This is a genomic window from Catellatospora sp. NPDC049133 (genome assembly GCF_040648455.1).
Classification (GTDB): Bacteria; Actinomycetota; Actinomycetes; order Mycobacteriales; family Micromonosporaceae; genus Catellatospora; species Catellatospora aurea.
The window spans coordinates 121,731-139,457 of record NZ_JBEZDT010000018.1; the positions used below are offsets into that span (position 1 = coordinate 121,731).

The following is a 17,727-nucleotide window of genomic DNA, read 5'->3' on the forward strand; positions in this document are numbered from 1 at the left end:
CAACGCGGAGCGTTGTGAAGGTGCCCTTCCTTTCCTCTCAAGAGCGGGTGGGGGTGCGCCAGAGGGCGTACGCGAGCCAGAGGCAGCCGGCGGCGACGAGCACGCCGTGGCCCACGCGGACGGCGGCCGGGGTGAAGAACTGCGGCAGGAACGTCGCGAAGCCCACGGCGAAGAGGACGCCGGACAGGCGCGGCAGGACGCCGGAGCGGGCGATCGCGACGGCGGCGAGGACCGCGCCGACGGCGAGCAGGATCAGTCCGATGCCGAAGGTGGTCACCGCTGCGGGCAGGTAGCGCACGCCTTCGGCCAGGCCGAGCAGGTCGAGCGGGGCGCCGCCGGTGCTCTCGGCGGCCAGCACGTGCAGGGCGAAGTCCTCCGCGCCGTAGAACGGCAGGGTCAGGCCGACGCCGATCCAGGCGGTGACCGCGGCGGTGAGCGCGAGCGGCTCGGCGCGGGTGCCGTCGACGACGCGGCGCACCGCCAGCAGGGCGAGCGGCACGAGGATGAACCCGATCATCGCGAACAGGTGGGTGGCGACCCACCAGGGCGAGGACATGGCTTCCTGCGCGCCCCGCAGGGTGGTCTCGTCCCGCCACGGGCGCAGGCCCGGATACAGCGCGAACAGGATTCCGGCCACGGCCAGCGCGGCGGCGGCCAGGCGGATCCGGGTGAGGGGTGCGGACACTGTCTTCTCCTCAGGGGTGGGCCGGCAGGGAGCCGAGGAAGGTGGCGATGAGCTGCTGGTAGGTCTCTTCGAGGTCTTCGGGCAGGCCGAAGCCGCCGGCGGACTCCAGCGAGGCGAAGCCGTGCGCGATGACGCGCAGCTTGCGGATGGTGTGGACCTGCTCGGCCGGGTCGAGCCGCCACGGCCGCAGCGCGGCCTGGATGACTTCGAGCTGGCGGATGCCGGCCGAGGCGAGTTCGGGGTGGTGCAGCGGGTCGACAGGCATCGCGGCGTAGCGGGCGGGGTGGGCCACCACGTACGCGCGGTAGGCGTGCATCAGCGCGATGATCGCGTCCGCGCCGCTGCGGCCCATCGCCGCGGCGGCGAACCGGTCTCCGAGTTCGTTGAGCACGCGCACGCCGACCTGGGTCTTCAGTTCGGCGAGACCGCCGACGTGTTTGTAGAGCGAGGGAGCGGCGACACCGCAGCGCGCCGCGACGGCGGCGAGGGTCAGCGCGGCGACCCCGTGCTCGTCGATGACCTCGACGGCCGCCTGGACGACGGCCTGAGTGGACAGTCCGGCCCTGGGCATGTTGCCACCTCCTTCCACGATGCTAGCCTTCGTAGCTTTAAAGCTACTACCATTAGCCAGATGGCGTCAAGCGATGCTGCGCGGAGCGGTCAGGCACGGCGGATAAGCGGGCAATTATGGACATTAAGGACTAAATCCGATACAAAGGGCATACCTGATCGAGCGCGTGGCGGGGATGCGCTCCAGGTGTGCCGGCGACGGCTCCCCCTGACACCTGTGCCTGCCGCTACGCCTCCAGCAGCAATGTCCATGGTCTACGAGTCGGCTCGGTCGATTCGGGTTCGGAGGCTGGCATGTCGTTTCGAAGGTCCCTGGCGGCAGGCGCGGCGGTGGCCACCGCTCTTCTGCCGTCGCTGCTGAGCGCCACGCCCGCGCAGGCGGCGGTGATCCCCGGCGTCGGCTCCGCGCCGCTCGTCGCGTACGCCGACCGCAACTTCACCGGCGCCAAGCAGTCCTACGGGACGGGCGTGTTCGACGCCGCCAAGAAGGAACTCGGCGTCGTCGGCAACGACGCCATCACCTCGCTCTACGTCGCCTCCGGATATCGGGCCCTGGCCTGCGACAACGGCGGGTCCGAGGGCAACGTGAACAAGGGCTCGCTGGGTGCCTGCCGCTACTTCGACGCCGGGCTGCACCAGTTCGTCGGCGACGGCCTCAACGACAAGATCTCGCTGCTGGCCGTCATGGGCAAGCCGGTCAAGGGCACCGCCGTCACCGCGTTCCAGAACACCAAGTTCACCGGCACCTCGCTGCCGCTGGGCTCGGGCGGCTTCGGCCAGGTCGCCGGCAACCTGTCCACGCTGGCCGACTCGGTCAAGTCGCTGAAGGTCACCGACGGATACCGCGTCGTCGCCTGCGACAACGACGCCAAGCCTGGCACCGCCACCCTCGACCTCGGCAAGTGCCGGCTGTTCCGCGGCGGCGAGCACGCCACCGTCGGCGGCGACATGGAGACGAAGATCTCCCTGATCGCCGTGGGCACACCCCCGCTGATCGCCGCCGCCGACGCCGACCTGGGCGGCCTGCGCCAGTCCTTCAACCCGGGCGTGTACACCGGGCTCGCCAACGAACTGGCCACGGTCGGCAACGACAAGATCAGCTCGCTGCGCGTCGGCGACGGCTGGCGCGTGGTCGGCTGCCGCAACGACAGCACCGGCCCGAGCGGGCAGGGCGACCTCGGCCTGTGCCGGATGTTCGGCGCCGGCGAGACCAACCTGGGCGGCAGCGCGCTCAACGACGGCATCTCCACCCTCGTCGTGCAGGCCGGCCCGGCCTCGGGCAGCCTGCTGAACGTGTACGCCGACCGCGACTTCAAGGGCGCCACTGCCACCTTCGGGCCCGGCATCTACACGGCCGCGGACCTCGCCCCGGTCGGCAACGACGGGGTCAGCTCGCTGCGCGTGCCCGGCGCGGGCCGTGCCGTGCTCTGCGACAACGACTCCGGCCAGAACCTGGGCACCTGCCGGCTGTTCGTCAAGAGCGACCACCTGTACGTCGGCGGCGACATCAACGACAAGACCTCGCTGATCGCCCTGGCCCCGTAACACCCGGCTTAGAGCGACGCGGCCCGCGCCACCTGGCACGGGCCGCGTCCGCGTTGCCGGGACGGGCAGCGGCTCAGCCGGCCGGCTCGGACTCCCGCCGACGCTGCTGCTCGGCGGCCACCTGGCCCAGGTTCGAGCCGAGGATCTGGTTGCGGTAGAAGTCCGTCGAGTCCTCCCGCGTCAGCTGGAAGCAGGCCACGGCCAGCAGCACCACCTCCAGCGTGGTCAGCACACTGCGGGCCGTCGAATGCCAGCCCGGCAGCAGCCCCAGGTCCGCCAGGGTGTACACCGGCATGCTGACGTCCGACGGCGGCGCGTACTCCAGGCCCACCGCGATGCCGCAGACGAGCACGACGACGAACGGCACGGCCGCGACCCACGTCAGGACCCGCCCGGCCTGCCACGGCCGCCGGATCGCGACCGCCAGGACCGCGAAGGCCACCACTGCCAGGGCCGCGACCCCGAGGTCGAACCACAGCGACTCCCGCACGACGTCGACGACGTCCGCCGGGTCGGCCACCTGCGCGGCGCGCGCCGAGGACAGGAACGCGTCAGCCGCGTCGGCGAACCGGACCAGCGAGACCAGCGACACGACCACGTCGGCCACGCCGACGGCGACGAACGCCGCCAGCGCGGCGCTCGCCACGGTGACGGTACGCGGCCGGACCTCATTGCTGACCATGCTTCTTCCCTCCGATGACGACGGCGTCGCACAGTGTGCGCGATCCGCCCGGCCGCGCGTGGCCCCGTCGGGTCACGATTCGGCCGCTCGTCGCAGGTGGAGCAAACGCGGGTCAGGCGCCGGTGACGCCGTCGACGCCCTCACGGAGGAAGTCGGCGTGGCCGTTGTGGCGGGCGTACTCGTGGATCAGGTGCAGCATCACGAACCGCAGCGAGACGTCCTGTCCCCAGCGGGGGTTGTGGGCGACCACGTCCAGCGACTCGGCCTCGCGTTCGATGCGCCGCGCATGCTCGACCTCGGCCTGCCACGCGGCGAACGCGTCCGCCCGGGTCGCGCCGGTCGGGTCGTACGCCACCTGGTAGTCGTTGTCCGGCGACCAGACCAGCGTGATGTCCTCCCCGGCGATGACCTTGCGGAACCAGGTGCGCTCGACCTCGCACATGTGCCGGACCAGGCCGAGCAGGCTCAGCGTCGACGGCGGCATGGACCGCTCACGCAGCTGCTCGTCGGTCAGCCCGTCGCACTTCCAGGCCAGCGTGGCCCGGTGGTAGTCGAGGAACTGCCGCAGCATCTCCCGCTCACCGGCGATCAGCGGCACATCGGGGCGCTCGGTGGCCATCACGAAGATCCTTCCGTCGGAAGCCACCTTTGTACCAGGCCGTGCGGGTTCACGCGGCCGGCAAGATCGCCGTTTCGGGTCAGTAGGCGTGGTCAGAACACAGATCATGGCCGCAAACAGCGATCTTGCCGGCCACCCGGTCCACGACGGACAGCCACCGTTAGCGGGGTGGACACCGCGTCTTCGTGGCGCGTTGCGCCCGTTTTCGTACGGTCCGGGGCATGGCCACCACCTCACTGCGTACCCCCTCGTGGCGTAGCCGGACCACGGCGGCGCTGGCCGCCCTCGCCCTGTGCGGCACCGCACTGGCCGCCGCGACCTCGCCGGCCGTCGCCGCACCCGGCGACGTCGTCGTGTCGGCGGACTTCTCCTCCGGCACGCTGCCCGCCGGATGGCGGGCCGTGGACGGCACGTGGACCGTGCAGAACGGCCGCCTCCACGGCACGGCTACCAGCTCGTCCGCCAACAACAAGATCACTTTTGGGCGGAACCTCGCCCACTTCCGGTTCGAGGCCACGGCCCGGTTCGAATCCGTCACGGCGAGCACCCGCTGGGCCGCGCTCGGCCTGGACGTGCCCGCCGACGGCGCGACGCCGTGGTGGATCGCGACGATGCGCAGCGGCACGACCGCGAGCAACGGCGTCGAGTTCGCACAGCGCACCGCGGCCGGCGCGTGGAACGTCACGAACACCGCCGCCGCCCCGTACGCGGCGGGGACCGGCCGGGACGTGCGCATCGCCGCGGAAGTGCACGGCAGCCAGGCCCGCTGGCTGTTCGACGGGGTCGAGGTGCTGCGGACCACGAGCCTGCAGCGCTCGACCGGCGGCGGGCAGGCGCTGTTCGTCAACGGCGCCACGGTGTCGTTCGACGACGTACGGGTGACCGAGCTGGCCCCGGCCAACGCCTACCTGCGCGGGCCCGGCGCCCCGGTCGCCGTCATCGCCCACCGCGGCGCGTCGTCGGCCGCCCCGGAGAACACGCTGGTGGCCCAGGAGATCGCCCGGCGGGCGGGCGCTGACTGGATCGAGAACGACGTGCAGCCGTCGTCCGACGGGGTGCCGTTCATCCTGCACGACAGCACCGTCGACCGGACCACCGACGGGACCGGCGCGATCCGCGGCATGACGTCCGCTCAGCTCAAGGCTCTTGACGCCGGTTCCTGGTTCGCGCCGCACTACACGGGCGTGCGGATGCCGACGCTGGCCGAACAGCTGGCCGACCTGCGCACCCGCGGCGGCAACCTGCTGCTGGAGATCAAGGGTGCGCACACCCGCGACCAGGTCGCGAAGATCGTGCAGGTGATCCGCGAACAGCAGATGACCGGCCGCGTGTTCATCCAGAGCTTCGACGTGGCGTCGCTGCAGTACAGCCACGAGCTGGCCCCGGAACTGCCCATCGGCCTGCTGCGCAGCACGCTGGACGCCGACCCGGTCGCCCTGGCCGCACAGCTGCACCTGACCGCGTACAACCCGGCGGGCTCGGCGCTGCTGGCCCGCCCGGCCCTGGTCGCCGACCTGCACCAGGCCGGCGTGGCGGTGATGGCCTGGACCATCGACTCCGCTGCCCAGTGGCGCTCGCTGGACCAGCTCGGCGTGGACGGCATCATCACCAACCGCCCGGCGGAACTGGCCGGGTGGATCTCGGCAGGCTGACCCGGTCGGGGCTCGCCTGGCGAAGCCGGCAGGCGAGCCCCGCTCAGCGGTCGGTGCGCAGAAACGTCATCGACCTCAGGTGGTCGATCAGCGCCTCCATCTCGGCGAGTTTGTATCCGGCCTCTTCGCGCAGCTCGATGTCCATGCTGTGGTCGACCACCGAGCGCAGCGAGAAGCTGATGCGCGACATCCGGTTGAGGAAGCGCTCGCGCAGGTCTTCGGCGAACGCCAGGTGCCGATCGGTGATCTCGCTGTCGGTGTTCAGGGCAGCCGCCCCGGCGAGTTCGAGCGCCAGGCTCGCCTGGCCCCCGAATACCGAGGCCATCTCGACGTCGACGGCGTCGAAGCACGACTCGCCGGGCTTCTTCGACAGCAGGATCGCCCCGAGCGCGGCCTCCTGCCCGGTCAGTGGCGCGATCATGATCTGCGAGGGGTGAGCGGTGCCGAGCAGGTCCCGCAGGCGCGGATCGGCACCCGGTTCGACGACCAGCACCCGGCGCTCGCACCTGGCCAGGGTGCACACCGACAGCAGCGCGTCGGGGGCGTCGATGAGCTGTTTCAGCGTGCCCATCGCCTGCACCGCGGTCACCTTGAGGCCGTCGGGCGAGACCAGCGCGACGCAGGCCCCGTCCGCCCGGTCGGCCTTCTCCGCCTGGCTGATGAGCTCGGCCATCAGCGCGTCGACGCCCACCCCGCCGAGCACCCGCTCGGTGATCGTGATCATGGCCTCCTGCCAGGCGTGGCGGCGGCAGGCCTCGGTGAAGATGCCGGCGTTGCCGATCGCGGCCGCGGCGATCCGGGCGAAGTCGGTGATCAGTTCCTCGTCGGCGGCGCTGAACTCGGCCGCCCCCACCTTCTCGGTCAGGTAGAAGTTGCCCAGCAGGCGGCCGCCCGAGGCCAGGACCGGCACCCCGAGGAACGACTTCATCGGCGGATGGTGCTCCGGGAAGCCCACCGAACACGGATGACCCGAGATCTCGGCCACCCGGACCGGACGCGGTTCGGCCAGCAGCAGCCCGAGCAGTCCACGCCCCTCAGGCAGGTGCCCCATGCGGTCGGCGGTCGCCGCGTCCATGCCGTCGAAGACGAACTCGGTGATGCGGCCGTCCTCGACCACGCCGAGCGCCGCATACCTGGCGCGCACCAGGTGCCGTGCGGTCACCACGAGCCGGTGCAGCACCTGGGCCAGGTCCACCCCGTGGGCCATCTCCAGGTTCGCCCGCAGCAGCGCGCGGATGCGCTCCTCGCCCGCGCCGAGCGCACGAGCCCGCTCGATCAGCCGTTGCAAGGCGAGGTCGAGTTCCAGTCTGCCCGCGTGCGTATACCGAACCGCCGAGCCGAGGCTGCCCTCTGCCAGGTCTCTCGATCCGATCATATTCACCGCGAACGGCTCACCACCGGCCATACTTCACAGCCTTCCTGAACGGAGGCATGTCCGAAGCCCTGGCGGAGGCCCTTCAAGAAGCATATTCCCTGTTCAAGGCGTTGCGTCGGTTGACGGCGGCTCGGCTGGACCTCGGGTCAGCGCCGGCCCCCCGCGCCGGCGGCCTCACGCAGGGCGGCACGGGCGGCGGTGTAGTCGGCGAGAACCGCGGTCGCCGGGGCCTCGACCAGTTGCCTGACCACACCCTGCACCGACGCGCGCAACCGCTTGGCGGCGCGGCGGCGGCGGGCGCGGGCGGCCAGCCGGACCACCGGGCGCACCAGCACCGCGATCAGGAACCCGGCCAGCAGGCCACCTGCCAGCAGGGCCGTCGGCATCGGCAGCCAGCCGTCCACCATGGGCGTACGCAGCGGCGGCAGCGCCAGCGCCTGCATGCCCAGCCGTACGCCGAGCCACAGCAGCCCGACCAGCGCCACTGCGGTGACCAGCCATTGCAGCAGCCCGACCGCGCGCCACCACCAGCGTTTGCGGGCGACGCCGAGGTCGGTCTGCGCGACGGCGCGGTCGAGCGCGTCGGGCAGCTCGTCGCGATGCGAGCGCACCGCCGCGAGCATGGCGTCCTGCCACGGCGCGGGCAGCGGCGCGCTCGCCCGGTCGGCGGCCTCGCGCAGCGCTTTGGAGACCGCGGCCGTGGCGGCGGGTGAGGCCGGGGCCAGCGAGGTCGCGGCCGGCACGGCGGCCCGGTGGTCGCCGAGGTGCAGGCGCTCCAGCGGATCGGGCCGGGTCCGGCGGATCCAGCGCAGCAGCGGCCAGCCGGTCATCTTGCGGGCCCGGTGCACGTAGGCGTTCTCGACCGCGGCGGCCACCGTCGGCACCGCGGCGGCCTGGGACAGGGCGGCGGTCAGCGCCTTGCTCGCCTCGGCGTCCAGGGCGGTCTTCGGCGGGTCGGCGGCGACGGCCGGGGCAAGCGCGGCGGTGACCTCGTCGAGGTCGGCGGCCAGCCGCCGCACCGCGGCCTGGCGGGCGACCACCGCCTGCCGGATCGCCTTGACCAGCGGGTCCAGGCCGGGCGGGCCGACCGTGGAGGTGGTCAGCACGGGCAGCCCGTCGAGGCCGTCGGCGGCCAGCAGGCGGCGCAGGTCCGCCGTGCAGTCCTCCAGGTCGGCGGCGGACAGCAGGTCGGCGGCGTTGAGCGCGACGACGGTGATCTCGCGGTGGCGGTGGAACCGGGCCAGGTAGCCGCTGTGCACGATCTTGTCGGCGTACTTCTGCGGATGCAGCACCCAGACGATGAGGTCCACCACGGACAGCAGCCGGTCGGCCTCGGCGCGGTGCGCGGCCTGCACCGAGTCGTAGTCGGGCAGGTCGAGCAGCACCAGGCCGGACAGGTCGGGCTCGGTGCCGCCGTCGCGGGTGTAGCGGCGGTCGACGCCGAGCCAGTCGAGCAGCGGGTCGGCGCTGTCGGATCCCCATACGCAGGCGTGCGCCTCGCCGGTGGTGGGGCGGCGTACGCCGGTCTGCGACAGCGGCACCCCGGCCAGCGCGTTGAAGATGCTGGACTTGCCGGTGCCGGTCGCCCCGGCCAGCGCCACCACCGTGTGCAGCTGCGACAGGGCCAGCCGCTCCCCGGCGCGCCCGATCAGCGCGCGGGCCGGGGCCAGGTCGCGTTCGGGCAGCCGGTCGGCGGTCGCGGCGGTGAACCGTTCGAGCGCGGCCATGCGCTCGACCACCGTCGGCGCGCTCACCCGGCGGCCCCGTCCTGGGAGATCGGGTCGGCCCGGCGGGCGGTGTCGACGGCAGCGGCGGCGGCGCGCAGGCGGTCACCGTCCTGCGTGGACACCCCCGTGCCGTCGAGTACGGCGTGGAAGCGGGCCGCCTCCTGCTGGAGCAGCCCGTCCACCTTGGCCAGGAAGTCCTGCCGGGCCCGTTCGGCCAGGCGGCGCACGGCGTCGTCGCCGAAGATGGCTTCGAGGACCTTCTGCGCCGCGACGGTGGCCCCGGCCCCGACGGCGATCTCCGCACCGGTCGGGATGAACGCGGTGGCCGCGAACACCAGGATCATCAGGCACAGCCCGAGCGCGTTGACGGCGTACGCGCTGAACTTCGCGGCGAACAGCTTGCCGCCGGACTCGTCGCGGACCAGGTCGAGCACCCCGCGCTGCCAGTCGCGCACGACCCGGTCGGCGCGGGCGTCGATGTCGGGGCCGACCCGGGCCAGGCCCGGGTTCGCGGCGAGCAGCTCACCGCCTGCGGGGTGGGCCCGCCAGGCGGCGGCCGCGTGCTCGGCGGCGTCGGCGGCCGCGCCGTGCACGAAGACGACCAGTTGCGACTCGATCGCCGTGATCAGTTCGTCGGCAGGGCGGGGCCGGCCGGTGATCGCGCTGACGAGCTGGTCACGCAGCCGCCCGACCCGAGCCTGCAGACTACGCATGAACTCGCCCGTGCCGACCAGCTCCTGCCAGCGGGCGAGCACCTCGCCGCGGAACATGGTGCCGTCGCGGATGCCCTGGTCGACGGCGTTGGCGGCCTCGCGGTAGGCGTTGTCGACCGACGCGCCGAGCGCCGTGACGGCCTCGGCCTGGGCGTCGGCCTCGGCGGCGAGCCGGGCGGTGGCCGGGGTCAGCGCAGCGACGGCCCCGTCGACGGTCTGGCGCACCACGGCCGCGCGGGCCGCGGCGGAGCGGGCCAGTTCGTCCAGCCATTCGCGCAGCGGGGCGACGGCCTGTTCGGACAGCAGCCCGTGCTGGTCCAGGCGCTGCTCGTCGAGCACGAACATGCGCACCCCGCCGAGGCCGTGCTCGGCCAGCATCTCGGTCAGGTGCGGCGTCACCTCGGCGTCGGCTCCGGGTGGCACGCGGTTCAGGATGATCGACACTGCGGTGCCCCGGTCACGGGCGGCGTGCAGCAGCTCCCACGGCACCGCGTCGGCGTAGCGGACCGCGGTGGTGACGAACAGCCACAGGTCCGCGGCGGCCAGCAGCTGCTCGGCGAGCGCCCGGTTGTCCTCCTCGACGGAGTCGATGTCGGGCGAGTCGAGCAGCGCGACCCCGGGGCTGAGCACCGCGACCGGCATGACCAGCAGTCCGATGCCGCCGCTGTCGGCACTGCCGGTGCGGCCCAGCCGCGGCAGCAGGTTGGCCTCGCTGAACCAGGCAGCGTCGGAAGGATGGCAGACCAGCACCGGCGCCCGCGTGGTGGGCCGGCGCGCGCCCGCGACGCTGACCGGGGCCCGCACCAGGCTGTTGACCAGAGTGGACTTGCCCGCGCCCGTGGAGCCGCCCGCGACGGCCAGCAGCGGCGCGTCCAGCCGGGCCAGTCGCGGGATGAGGTAGTCGTCGAGCTGCCCGGCGGTGGCCTTGGCCAGGCTGGTGGCGGCGGCCGCGCCCGGCAGGGCCAGCGGGTAGCGCACCCCGGTGAGCGCGTCGCGCAGCCGCGTCAGTGCCCCGCCCAGCCCCGCGTCCGTCATTGCCACCACATATCCAGCATGGCGGAAACTATGCCCCGCGACGGGCCTGTGCCGGAAACACGATCATCGCGCGCCGTTCCCGCGCCCCGCCGGGCAGCCTCAAACGACGGACCCGCCCCGGCCACCGCCCGCCGCCGATGCCGTGAACGCGGCGGCCGCCCTGGCGGCGGCCAGGCACGCGCCGTAGCCCTCGGCGCGGGCGGTGATCCGTCCGGACACGACGCGCACCGCGGACTCGGTCGCGTCACTGACGGCGTCCACACCGGCCGCCGCGGCGAGCGCGCCGCTCTCGTCGTACACGATGCGCAGGCCCGGCCACGCACGGCGCGGGAACGCCGCGGACAGGCAGCGGCGGAACTCGGCGAGCATCAGCCGCGCCAGCGGCATCAGCTCTCCCGGCGCGCCGCTGACGAGGACCGCGGTGACCTGGGCGCCGGGCGGCGCGGTGCGCACCGCGTCCTCGATCGCGGCCAGCCGGTGCAGGCCGAGCACGGCCACCACCCCGTCGGCGCGCAGGTCCACGGGCTCGCCGTGGACCGCGTCGAGGGGCGCGGACTCCTCGCCACCGGCGGCGGGCCACGGCTCGTCGGCCGGGCGCGGCGGGGCGACGTAGTCGGCGTACAGCGGCTGCCAGCGGTCGTGCAGGTCGAGTTCGCCGAGGTGCTCGCAGGTGGCGACGACGTGGAACGGCTCGACGAAACCGGGCGAGGTCTGCGCCAGCACGCTCGCGCCCTGCAGTGTGGTCAGAGCGGCCTCGGACACCCGCACCCGCCGCTGCGCCGGACCCGGCGCGCGTTCGGCGGTGAGCCGCTCCAGGGCCAGCCCGAGCAGGATCGCCTGGAGCTTGAGCAGCTGCGCGTGGGGCCGCCGGACCCGGTCGTCGTCGAGCACCTCGGGCACCAGGTCCAGCGGGGACGGTGCGCCGGGCGCGCGGGTGGCCACCGGCAGGCGGGCCAGTGCCGCCCGGGCGTACGCCCCCAGCGCCTGCCCCGCCGTGCGGGCCAGTGCCGGCGGCGGCTCGGGTGCGCGTTCGGCGTCATCGGCCAAAACAGCGAAGTAGAGGGCCCGCTTGCCGGGGAAGTTGGAGTAGACCGCGCCCCGGGTCAGCCCGGCCCGCTCGGCGATGCCGTCGACGGTGGCTTCCCGGTAGCCGCGGGCGGCGAACTCGGCGCGGGCGGCCGACAGCACGCCGGCGCGGTTGCGCTGCTGCGTCTCAGCCCTGGTGAGGCGGCTCATCCCTGCTCCCGTGTCCGTCCGGTTAGCAAGATAACGCGGCACTCGAATGTTGTCATCATCTGGCGGTATCATCTGAGGGTCGACGACCCCCGAGGAGCGCCCGTGACCCGCAGCGACGTGCTGGCCTGCTCCTTCTGCGCCAAGACCCAGCGGCAGGTGCGCAAGCTCATCTCCGGCCCCGGGCAGGTCTGCATCTGCGACGAGTGCGTCGGTCTGTGCAACGAGCTGATCGAGGAAGAGGCCACCGAGCAGGCGGCGGCCACGCTGCTGCGCCCGCCCACCCCGCGCGACATCCACGCCGCGCTGGAGCAGTACGTCGTCGGCCAGGAGACCGCGAAGACGGCGCTGTCGGTGGCGGTCTACAACCACTACAAGCGGGTCGCCGCCCGCGGCCCGGCCGTCGCCGGCGAGCAGCCGGTCGAGCTGGGCAAGTCCAACATCCTGCTGATCGGGCCGACCGGCTGCGGCAAGACCTACCTGGCGCAGACCCTGGCCCGCACCCTGGGCGTGCCGTTCGCGATCGCCGACGCGACCGCACTCACACAGGCCGGATACGTCGGCGAGGACGTCGACAGCATCCTGGTCAAGCTGATCCAGGCCGCCGACGGCGACCTGCGCCGGGCCGAGACCGGCATCGTGTACATCGACGAGATCGACAAGATCGCCCGCGGCGGCGCGGACCGCACCGCCGTGCGCGACGTCTCCGGCGAGGGCGTCCAGCAGGCCCTGCTCAAGATGCTCGAAGGCACCACGGTGCGGGTGCCGCAGCCGAACTCGCGCAAGCAGCCCGCCGAGGAGTTCCTGCAGATCGACACCACCGACGTGCTGTTCATCCTCGGCGGGGCCTTCGCCGGCCTGGAGGAGATCATCGAGCGGCGCTCGCAGCGGCGCGGCATCGGCTTCGGGGCCAGCATCCAGGCCGCCGAACCCAGCCTCGACGAGGTCATGCCCGCCGACCTGGTCACCTTCGGGATGATCCCCGAGTTCGTCGGGCGGCTGCCCATCGTGACCACGGTGCGCCCGTTCGACCGGGCCACCCTGATGCGCATCCTCACCGAGCCGCGCAACGCGCTGATCAAGCAGTACCAGCTGCTGTTCGAGCTGGACGGGGTGGAGCTGGAGGTGACCACCGACGCGGTCGCGGCCATCGCCGAGCAGGCGCTGCTGCGCCGCACCGGCGCCCGCGCGACCCGGGCCATCCTGGAGGAGATCCTGCTCAACGTGATGTACGAGGTGCCCAGCCGCGACGACGTCGCCCGCGTCGTGATCGACCGGGCGACGGTGCTGGACAACGTCAACCCGACCCTGGTCCCCCGCGACCATCCCGCCCGTCGCCGCGCCCGCCGCGCCGACACGGCCTGACCGGCGCGCTCAGCCCAGCAGCTCGCCCGTTTCCAGGTCGTGCAGGCAGACCACGCCGCGCAGCGCGGGCGAGGCGTCCGGGAACTTGGCATTGACCTTCACCGTGTACGCGGGCACGCCCGGCAGCAGCCCCGGCATGAGGCAGGTCGCGGTCCCCGGTCCGGGCAGCTCGGTGCGCACCCGCAGCGGCGGCTGCACCGGAGCGGGCGCGCGGAAGCCCTCGCCGAGCACCTCCAGCACCTCGTCCACGTCGACCGCACGCTCGACGTCGGATCGGGTCAGCAACACGGTCACGTCTGGAACGCTGGTCCGCGCGGCCCGACGCGATGGTCGTTAACAAACTGATCACGTCGTGAACTGGCGTTTCAGCCGACCTGCGGATGACCTTGGGTGAAAGGTTGTCCTGATGCGATACGTGATGCGCCGCGGGCGGCGGTTGGCCGCGATCCTGACGGCGGCCCTGGCCACCGCCGCCGTCCTGGGCGGCGGCCCGGTCCACGCCGACCCCGACCGCGAGCGGCAGACCCGGCCGAACGTGCTGATGGTGGTGCTCGACGACGCCCGGCCCGAGGGCATGGCCGCGCTGCCGCAGACCATGGCGTGGCTCGCCGACGGCACCGCGTACCCGAACACCGTGGCGGCCACACCGAGCTGCGGCCCCAGCCGGGCCACTCTGTTGACCGGCCAGTACGCGCACAACCACGGAGTGCTGCACCAGGCGGACGTCGGCATTCTCGACCACACCCGCACGCTCCAGCACACGCTGCACGACGCCGGCTACGCCACCGCCGCCGTCGGCAAGTTCACGAACAACTGGGCGCTGGACGAGACGCCGCCCGGCTTCGACAGCTCGGCGCTGGTCGGCGGCGGGTACACCGACGCCCGGTTCGTCGTCGACGGCAGGCAGCGGCGCGTGCCGTACTCGACGACGTTCATCGGCCAGCAGGTCAACACCTACCTCGACGGATTCGAGGCCGACGACGCCAAGCCGTGGTTCGTGTACGCGGGCTTCACCGCCCCGCACGCCCCGTGGACCCCCGAGCCGCAGTACGCCAAGCGCGCTTTCGACTGGCAGCCCAGCCCCGCCGTCGGCGAGGCCGACCGCTCCGACAAGCCGGCGTACGTGCGCCGCCACCGCGCGACCCGCGCCGAGGGCGACGTCATCCGCCTCGGCCAGCTGCGCACCCTGCTCTCCGTCGACGACACGCTGGCCCGGGTCCGCGAGCGCCTGGACCGCCTCGGCGAACTGCGGGACACGCTCGTCGTGCTGGTCTCGGACAACGCCAAGTTCTGGGGCGAGCACGGCCTCGACGAGAAGTTCATGCCGTACGCGGCCGGTTACCGGGTGCCGCTGTACCTGTCCTGGCCCGGGCACATCCCGCGCGGGTCCGACGAGCGCCTCGCCTCGACCGTCGACGTCACCCCGACGGTGCTCGCCGCGGCCGGGCTCACCGCCGGCTACCCGCTCGACGGACGCGACCTGCGTGGCGGGGTACGGCGGGACGCGACGCTGCTGGAGTACTGGCAGGACTCGCACAACGGCGGCTTCCCGACCTGGGCCTCCCGCGTCGCACTCGGCGACCGCCAGTTCACCCGGTACACCGACCTCGCCGGCAACCCGATCTCGCAGGAGTACTACGACCTCGCGGCCGACCCGTGGGAGCTGGTGAACCTGCTCGGCGACGCCGACCGGGGCAACGACCCCGACGTCGGCGCCGACGCCGCGACCCTGGCCGCCTGGCAGCAGTGCGCGGGCGCGACCTGCCCCTGACCGGCGTCAGCCCCGGGCGCGCCAGGCCTGGTAGCGGTGCCAGGCCTGGAGCCCGTCGGGCACCCAGTCCCACTCGCCGAGCCGGGCGGCGAGCTCGTCCTCGGTCAGGAAGGCGTGCCAGGCGACCTCCTCGACCTGCGGGTCCACCGGCCCGTCGCAGCGGACCTCGTACAGGGCCGAGAACCAGGAGTGCTCGGGGGTCTCGTAGAGGAAGGTGAACAGCGGCCGCGGCGCGGGCAGGCCGGTGACGCCGAGTTCCTCCTCGGCCTCGCGCAGCGCGGCGTCGTCGTAGGTCTCCCCGGCGCCGACCACCCCGCCCACGAACATGTCGTAGCAGGACGGGAAGACCAGCTTCTGCGCGGTGCGCCGGTGCACGAACAGCCGCCCGTCGCCGGTGCGGGCCAGCACGAACACGCAGCGGTGGGTGAGCCGCCGGGCGTACGCCTCCGCCCGGGTCGCCTGCCCCACCACCCGGTCCTGCGCGTCGACGATGTCCAGCAACTCCCCCGCCGACCGCGGCTCCTGCTCACCCATGCCGCCCATTCAACACGTACGCGGGCCAAGGGTGCGCGGGCCTGTCGTACCCGCCCGATACCGTCATGCTGATCTTCAGAGAGCGGGTGGCCAGCATGTCGGTTCCGGTGTTCCAGGTCGGCCAGGGAGACGCCTCGTCGCCGGTGGTCCTGCACGTGCCGCACGCGTCGCGGCAGATCAGCGGGCCCGCGCGGGCCTCGATCGCGCTCGACGACGCCGCGCTGCTCACCGAACTCGACCACATGACCGACGCGCACACCGACCTGATCGCGGCTCGGGCGGCCGGGGCGGCCCGAGTCCGGCCCTGGACGTTCGTCAACGAGTGGTCACGGCTGGTGGTGGACCCGGAGCGATTCCCCGACGAGCGCGAGGAGATGGCCGCCGTCGGCATGGGCGCGGTGTACACGCACACCTCGCACGGGCAGCGGCTGCGCCCCGACGACCCCGCCTTCGCCCAGCGGCTGCTCGACGCGCACTTCCACCCGTACGCCCAGGGCATGACCGACCTGGTCGACGAGCGGCTCGCCGCGACCGGCCGCGCGATCGTCGTCGACGTGCACTCCTACCCCGCGCTCGCGCTGCCGTACGAGCTGCACGGCGACGGCCCGCGCCCGCAGATCTGCCTCGGCACGGACCTCGCCCACACCCCGCCGTGGCTGCGCGACGCCGCCGCGAAGGCCTTCGCGGGTTACGAGGTCGCCTTCGACACCCCGTTCGCCGGCTGCTACGTGCCGCTCAAGCACTACGGCACCGACGAGCGGGTGTCGGCGCTGATGGTCGAGATCCGCCGCGACCTGTACCAGTCCGAGCCCGGCGGCGACCCGCACTCCGGCCTGGACCGCCTGGCGGCGTCGCTGGCCACGCTGGTCGACGCCCTGGAGAAGGCCTGACGCGCGGGTCAGGCCGAGGCGCGGCGGACCAGGCGGGTGGGCAGGATCAGCGGGTGGGGTTCCTCGCCCGCGATCAGGCTGAGCAGCATCTTCGCCATCTCCCGGCCGAGCCCGTGGACGGGCTGGTGGACAGTGGTCAGCTGCGGGTCGGTGTGTAGCGCGGTCAGCAGGTCGTCGAACCCGACCACGGCGACGTCGCCGGGCACCGAGCGCCCGTGTGCCTTCAGCGCGCGCAGCGCGCCCGCGGCCATCGCGTCCGACCCGGCGACCACCCCGTCCACCTCCGGATACGCCGCCAGCAGCCGGGTCATCGCGGCGGCGCCGGCGGGTTCGGTGAAGTCGCCGTGCTCGACCCGGGACGGGCTCAACCCGGCCACCGCCATCGCGTCGAGGTAGCCGCGGTGCCGGGACGCGCCCGCGTCGGTGTCCAGCTGGCCGGTGATGACGGCGATGTGCCGCCGGCCGAGGCCGATGAGGTGCTCGGTGGCCAGCCGGGAGCCGCCCCGGTTGTCGGCGTCGACGTACCAGCGGGGCTCGCCGTGCAGCGGGCGGCCGCCGAAGACGACCGGGACGTCGTGCTGGTCGGCGAGCGCCGCCAGCGGATCGTCGCCGCGCAGCGCCATGAGCATGACGCCGTCGGCGCGCCGGGACTTGAGGATGCGCTGCAGCCGGGCCTGCCCCTGGGTCGTGTTGGCCAGCACCAGCAGCAGTTCGAGGTCGGTCTTCTCCAGCTCCGCGTTGACGCCCAGGATGATCTGCGCGAAGAACGGATCGGTGAACTGGGCCGGGTCGTGGTGGGACAGCGCGAGCACCACCGCGCCGACCTGCTGGGTGGCCAGCGCCCGCGCGGTGGGGTTCGGCACGAAACCCAGCTCGGCGACGGCCCGCTCGACGGCGTCGCGCTTGGCCTGGCTGACGTGCCGGGCGTTGTTGATGACGCGGGAGGCGGCGGAGCGCGACACACCCGCCCGTGCCGCGACCTCGTCGAGCGTCGGCTGACGCTTGGGACCCATGGAGCCGTGACACCCCTCTGCGGAGACGGTGGCAAGAGCGTACGCGTCACCGCAGGGTTATTGGAAGCGCTCCCGGGCCCTACTTTCCCACCGGGACAGGGAGCGGCGCACAGGACACACGGCTGATGTCACCGAATCCCGTGCTGCGACGGCTCATGCCCAGCACACCGGCTTGCCCGGAAGCCGGGGAAAACCGGGAGCGCTTCCAGTTGCAAGATAGGAGTGTCGCGTTAAGACGTCAAGACAAGTGTCCGAAACTCTCGCCAGCAACAACCGAACAGTGGTAGGCACCTGCCGCATGTAATTTTCAGCCGACTG

The 17,727-nt window shown here is 73.0% G+C and carries 16 protein-coding genes; 5 read left to right on the top strand and 11 right to left on the bottom strand.

What is annotated here, in order from left to right; translation table 11 throughout:
- Positions 1-37: 37 nt before the first annotated feature.
- Both AB0B35_RS21570 and AB0B35_RS21575 read right to left on the bottom strand, forming a co-directional pair.
- Positions 38-685, bottom strand: a complete 648-nt coding sequence (locus tag AB0B35_RS21570) for a hypothetical protein (protein WP_361048215.1) — start codon at positions 683-685, stop codon at positions 38-40.
- 10 nt (positions 686-695) lie between these two features.
- Positions 696-1,256, bottom strand: coding sequence for a TetR-like C-terminal domain-containing protein (locus AB0B35_RS21575; protein ID WP_361048218.1), 561 nt, complete (start codon positions 1,254-1,256; stop codon positions 696-698).
- 293 nt (positions 1,257-1,549) lie between these two features.
- Between AB0B35_RS21575 and AB0B35_RS21580 the strand changes: the two genes are divergently transcribed.
- Positions 1,550-2,800, top strand: a complete 1,251-nt coding sequence (locus AB0B35_RS21580; protein WP_360535210.1) for a hypothetical protein — start codon at positions 1,550-1,552, stop codon at positions 2,798-2,800.
- Between the two features lie 73 nt (positions 2,801-2,873).
- Here AB0B35_RS21580 and AB0B35_RS21585 read toward each other — a convergent pair whose 3' ends face one another.
- Positions 2,874-3,482, bottom strand: a complete 609-nt coding sequence (locus AB0B35_RS21585; protein ID WP_361048220.1) for a hypothetical protein — start codon at positions 3,480-3,482, stop codon at positions 2,874-2,876.
- A gap of 112 nt (positions 3,483-3,594) precedes the next feature.
- Positions 3,595-4,101, bottom strand: coding sequence for a DinB family protein (locus AB0B35_RS21590; protein WP_360535213.1), 507 nt, complete (start codon positions 4,099-4,101; stop codon positions 3,595-3,597).
- A 221-nt stretch (positions 4,102-4,322) separates the two neighbouring features.
- On the opposite strand from AB0B35_RS21590, the gene AB0B35_RS21595 reads away from it, so the two are divergent.
- Positions 4,323-5,753, top strand: a complete 1,431-nt coding sequence (locus AB0B35_RS21595) for a glycerophosphodiester phosphodiesterase family protein (protein ID WP_361048223.1) — start codon at positions 4,323-4,325, stop codon at positions 5,751-5,753.
- Between the two features lie 43 nt (positions 5,754-5,796).
- Here the strand turns inward: AB0B35_RS21595 and AB0B35_RS21600 are convergent, their stop codons facing one another.
- The 4 genes from AB0B35_RS21600 to AB0B35_RS21615 form a co-directional block, all read right to left on the bottom strand.
- The gene (locus AB0B35_RS21600) at positions 5,797-7,128 is read right to left on the bottom strand and encodes a GAF domain-containing protein (RefSeq protein WP_361048226.1); all 1,332 of its coding nucleotides are present in this window, start codon (positions 7,126-7,128) and stop codon (positions 5,797-5,799) included.
- A 146-nt stretch (positions 7,129-7,274) separates the two neighbouring features.
- Positions 7,275-8,882, bottom strand: a complete 1,608-nt coding sequence (locus AB0B35_RS21605; RefSeq protein WP_361048229.1) for a GTPase — start codon at positions 8,880-8,882, stop codon at positions 7,275-7,277.
- Positions 8,879-10,603: a GTPase domain-containing protein gene (locus tag AB0B35_RS21610; protein ID WP_361048341.1), complete on the bottom strand. Its 1,725-nt coding sequence runs from the start codon at positions 10,601-10,603 to the stop codon at positions 8,879-8,881. Before AB0B35_RS21610 ends, AB0B35_RS21605 begins: the two co-directional genes overlap by 4 nt.
- A 99-nt stretch (positions 10,604-10,702) precedes the next feature.
- On the bottom strand, positions 10,703-11,839 hold the full coding sequence (locus AB0B35_RS21615) for a helix-turn-helix domain-containing protein (protein ID WP_361048232.1): 1,137 nt from the start codon (positions 11,837-11,839) through the stop codon (positions 10,703-10,705).
- A gap of 102 nt (positions 11,840-11,941) precedes the next feature.
- On the opposite strand from AB0B35_RS21615, the gene clpX reads away from it, so the two are divergent.
- Positions 11,942-13,201 (top strand): ATP-dependent Clp protease ATP-binding subunit ClpX, encoded by a 1,260-nt coding sequence (clpX, locus tag AB0B35_RS21620; RefSeq protein ID WP_361048235.1) that lies wholly within the window; start codon positions 11,942-11,944, stop codon positions 13,199-13,201.
- A 9-nt stretch (positions 13,202-13,210) separates the two neighbouring features.
- Here the strand turns inward: clpX and AB0B35_RS21625 are convergent, their stop codons facing one another.
- Entirely contained in the window at positions 13,211-13,495 is a 285-nt protein-coding gene (locus tag AB0B35_RS21625; RefSeq protein WP_361048237.1) for a hypothetical protein, read from the bottom strand.
- A 112-nt stretch (positions 13,496-13,607) separates the two neighbouring features.
- Between AB0B35_RS21625 and AB0B35_RS21630 the strand changes: the two genes are divergently transcribed.
- A complete protein-coding gene (locus AB0B35_RS21630) occupies positions 13,608-14,972 on the top strand; it encodes a sulfatase-like hydrolase/transferase (protein WP_361048239.1) in 1,365 nt (454 codons plus the stop codon).
- Positions 14,973-14,978: 6 nt separating this feature from the next.
- On the opposite strand, the gene AB0B35_RS21635 is transcribed toward AB0B35_RS21630, so the two are convergent.
- The gene (locus AB0B35_RS21635; RefSeq protein ID WP_361048242.1) at positions 14,979-15,506 is read right to left on the bottom strand and encodes an NUDIX domain-containing protein; all 528 of its coding nucleotides are present in this window, start codon (positions 15,504-15,506) and stop codon (positions 14,979-14,981) included.
- A gap of 65 nt (positions 15,507-15,571) precedes the next feature.
- Between AB0B35_RS21635 and AB0B35_RS21640 the strand changes: the two genes are divergently transcribed.
- Entirely contained in the window at positions 15,572-16,396 is an 825-nt protein-coding gene (locus AB0B35_RS21640) for an N-formylglutamate amidohydrolase (protein WP_361048245.1), read from the top strand.
- An 8-nt stretch (positions 16,397-16,404) separates the two neighbouring features.
- Here AB0B35_RS21640 and AB0B35_RS21645 read toward each other — a convergent pair whose 3' ends face one another.
- Entirely contained in the window at positions 16,405-17,409 is a 1,005-nt protein-coding gene (locus tag AB0B35_RS21645) for a LacI family DNA-binding transcriptional regulator (RefSeq protein ID WP_361048248.1), read from the bottom strand.
- Positions 17,410-17,727 lie beyond the last annotated feature (318 nt).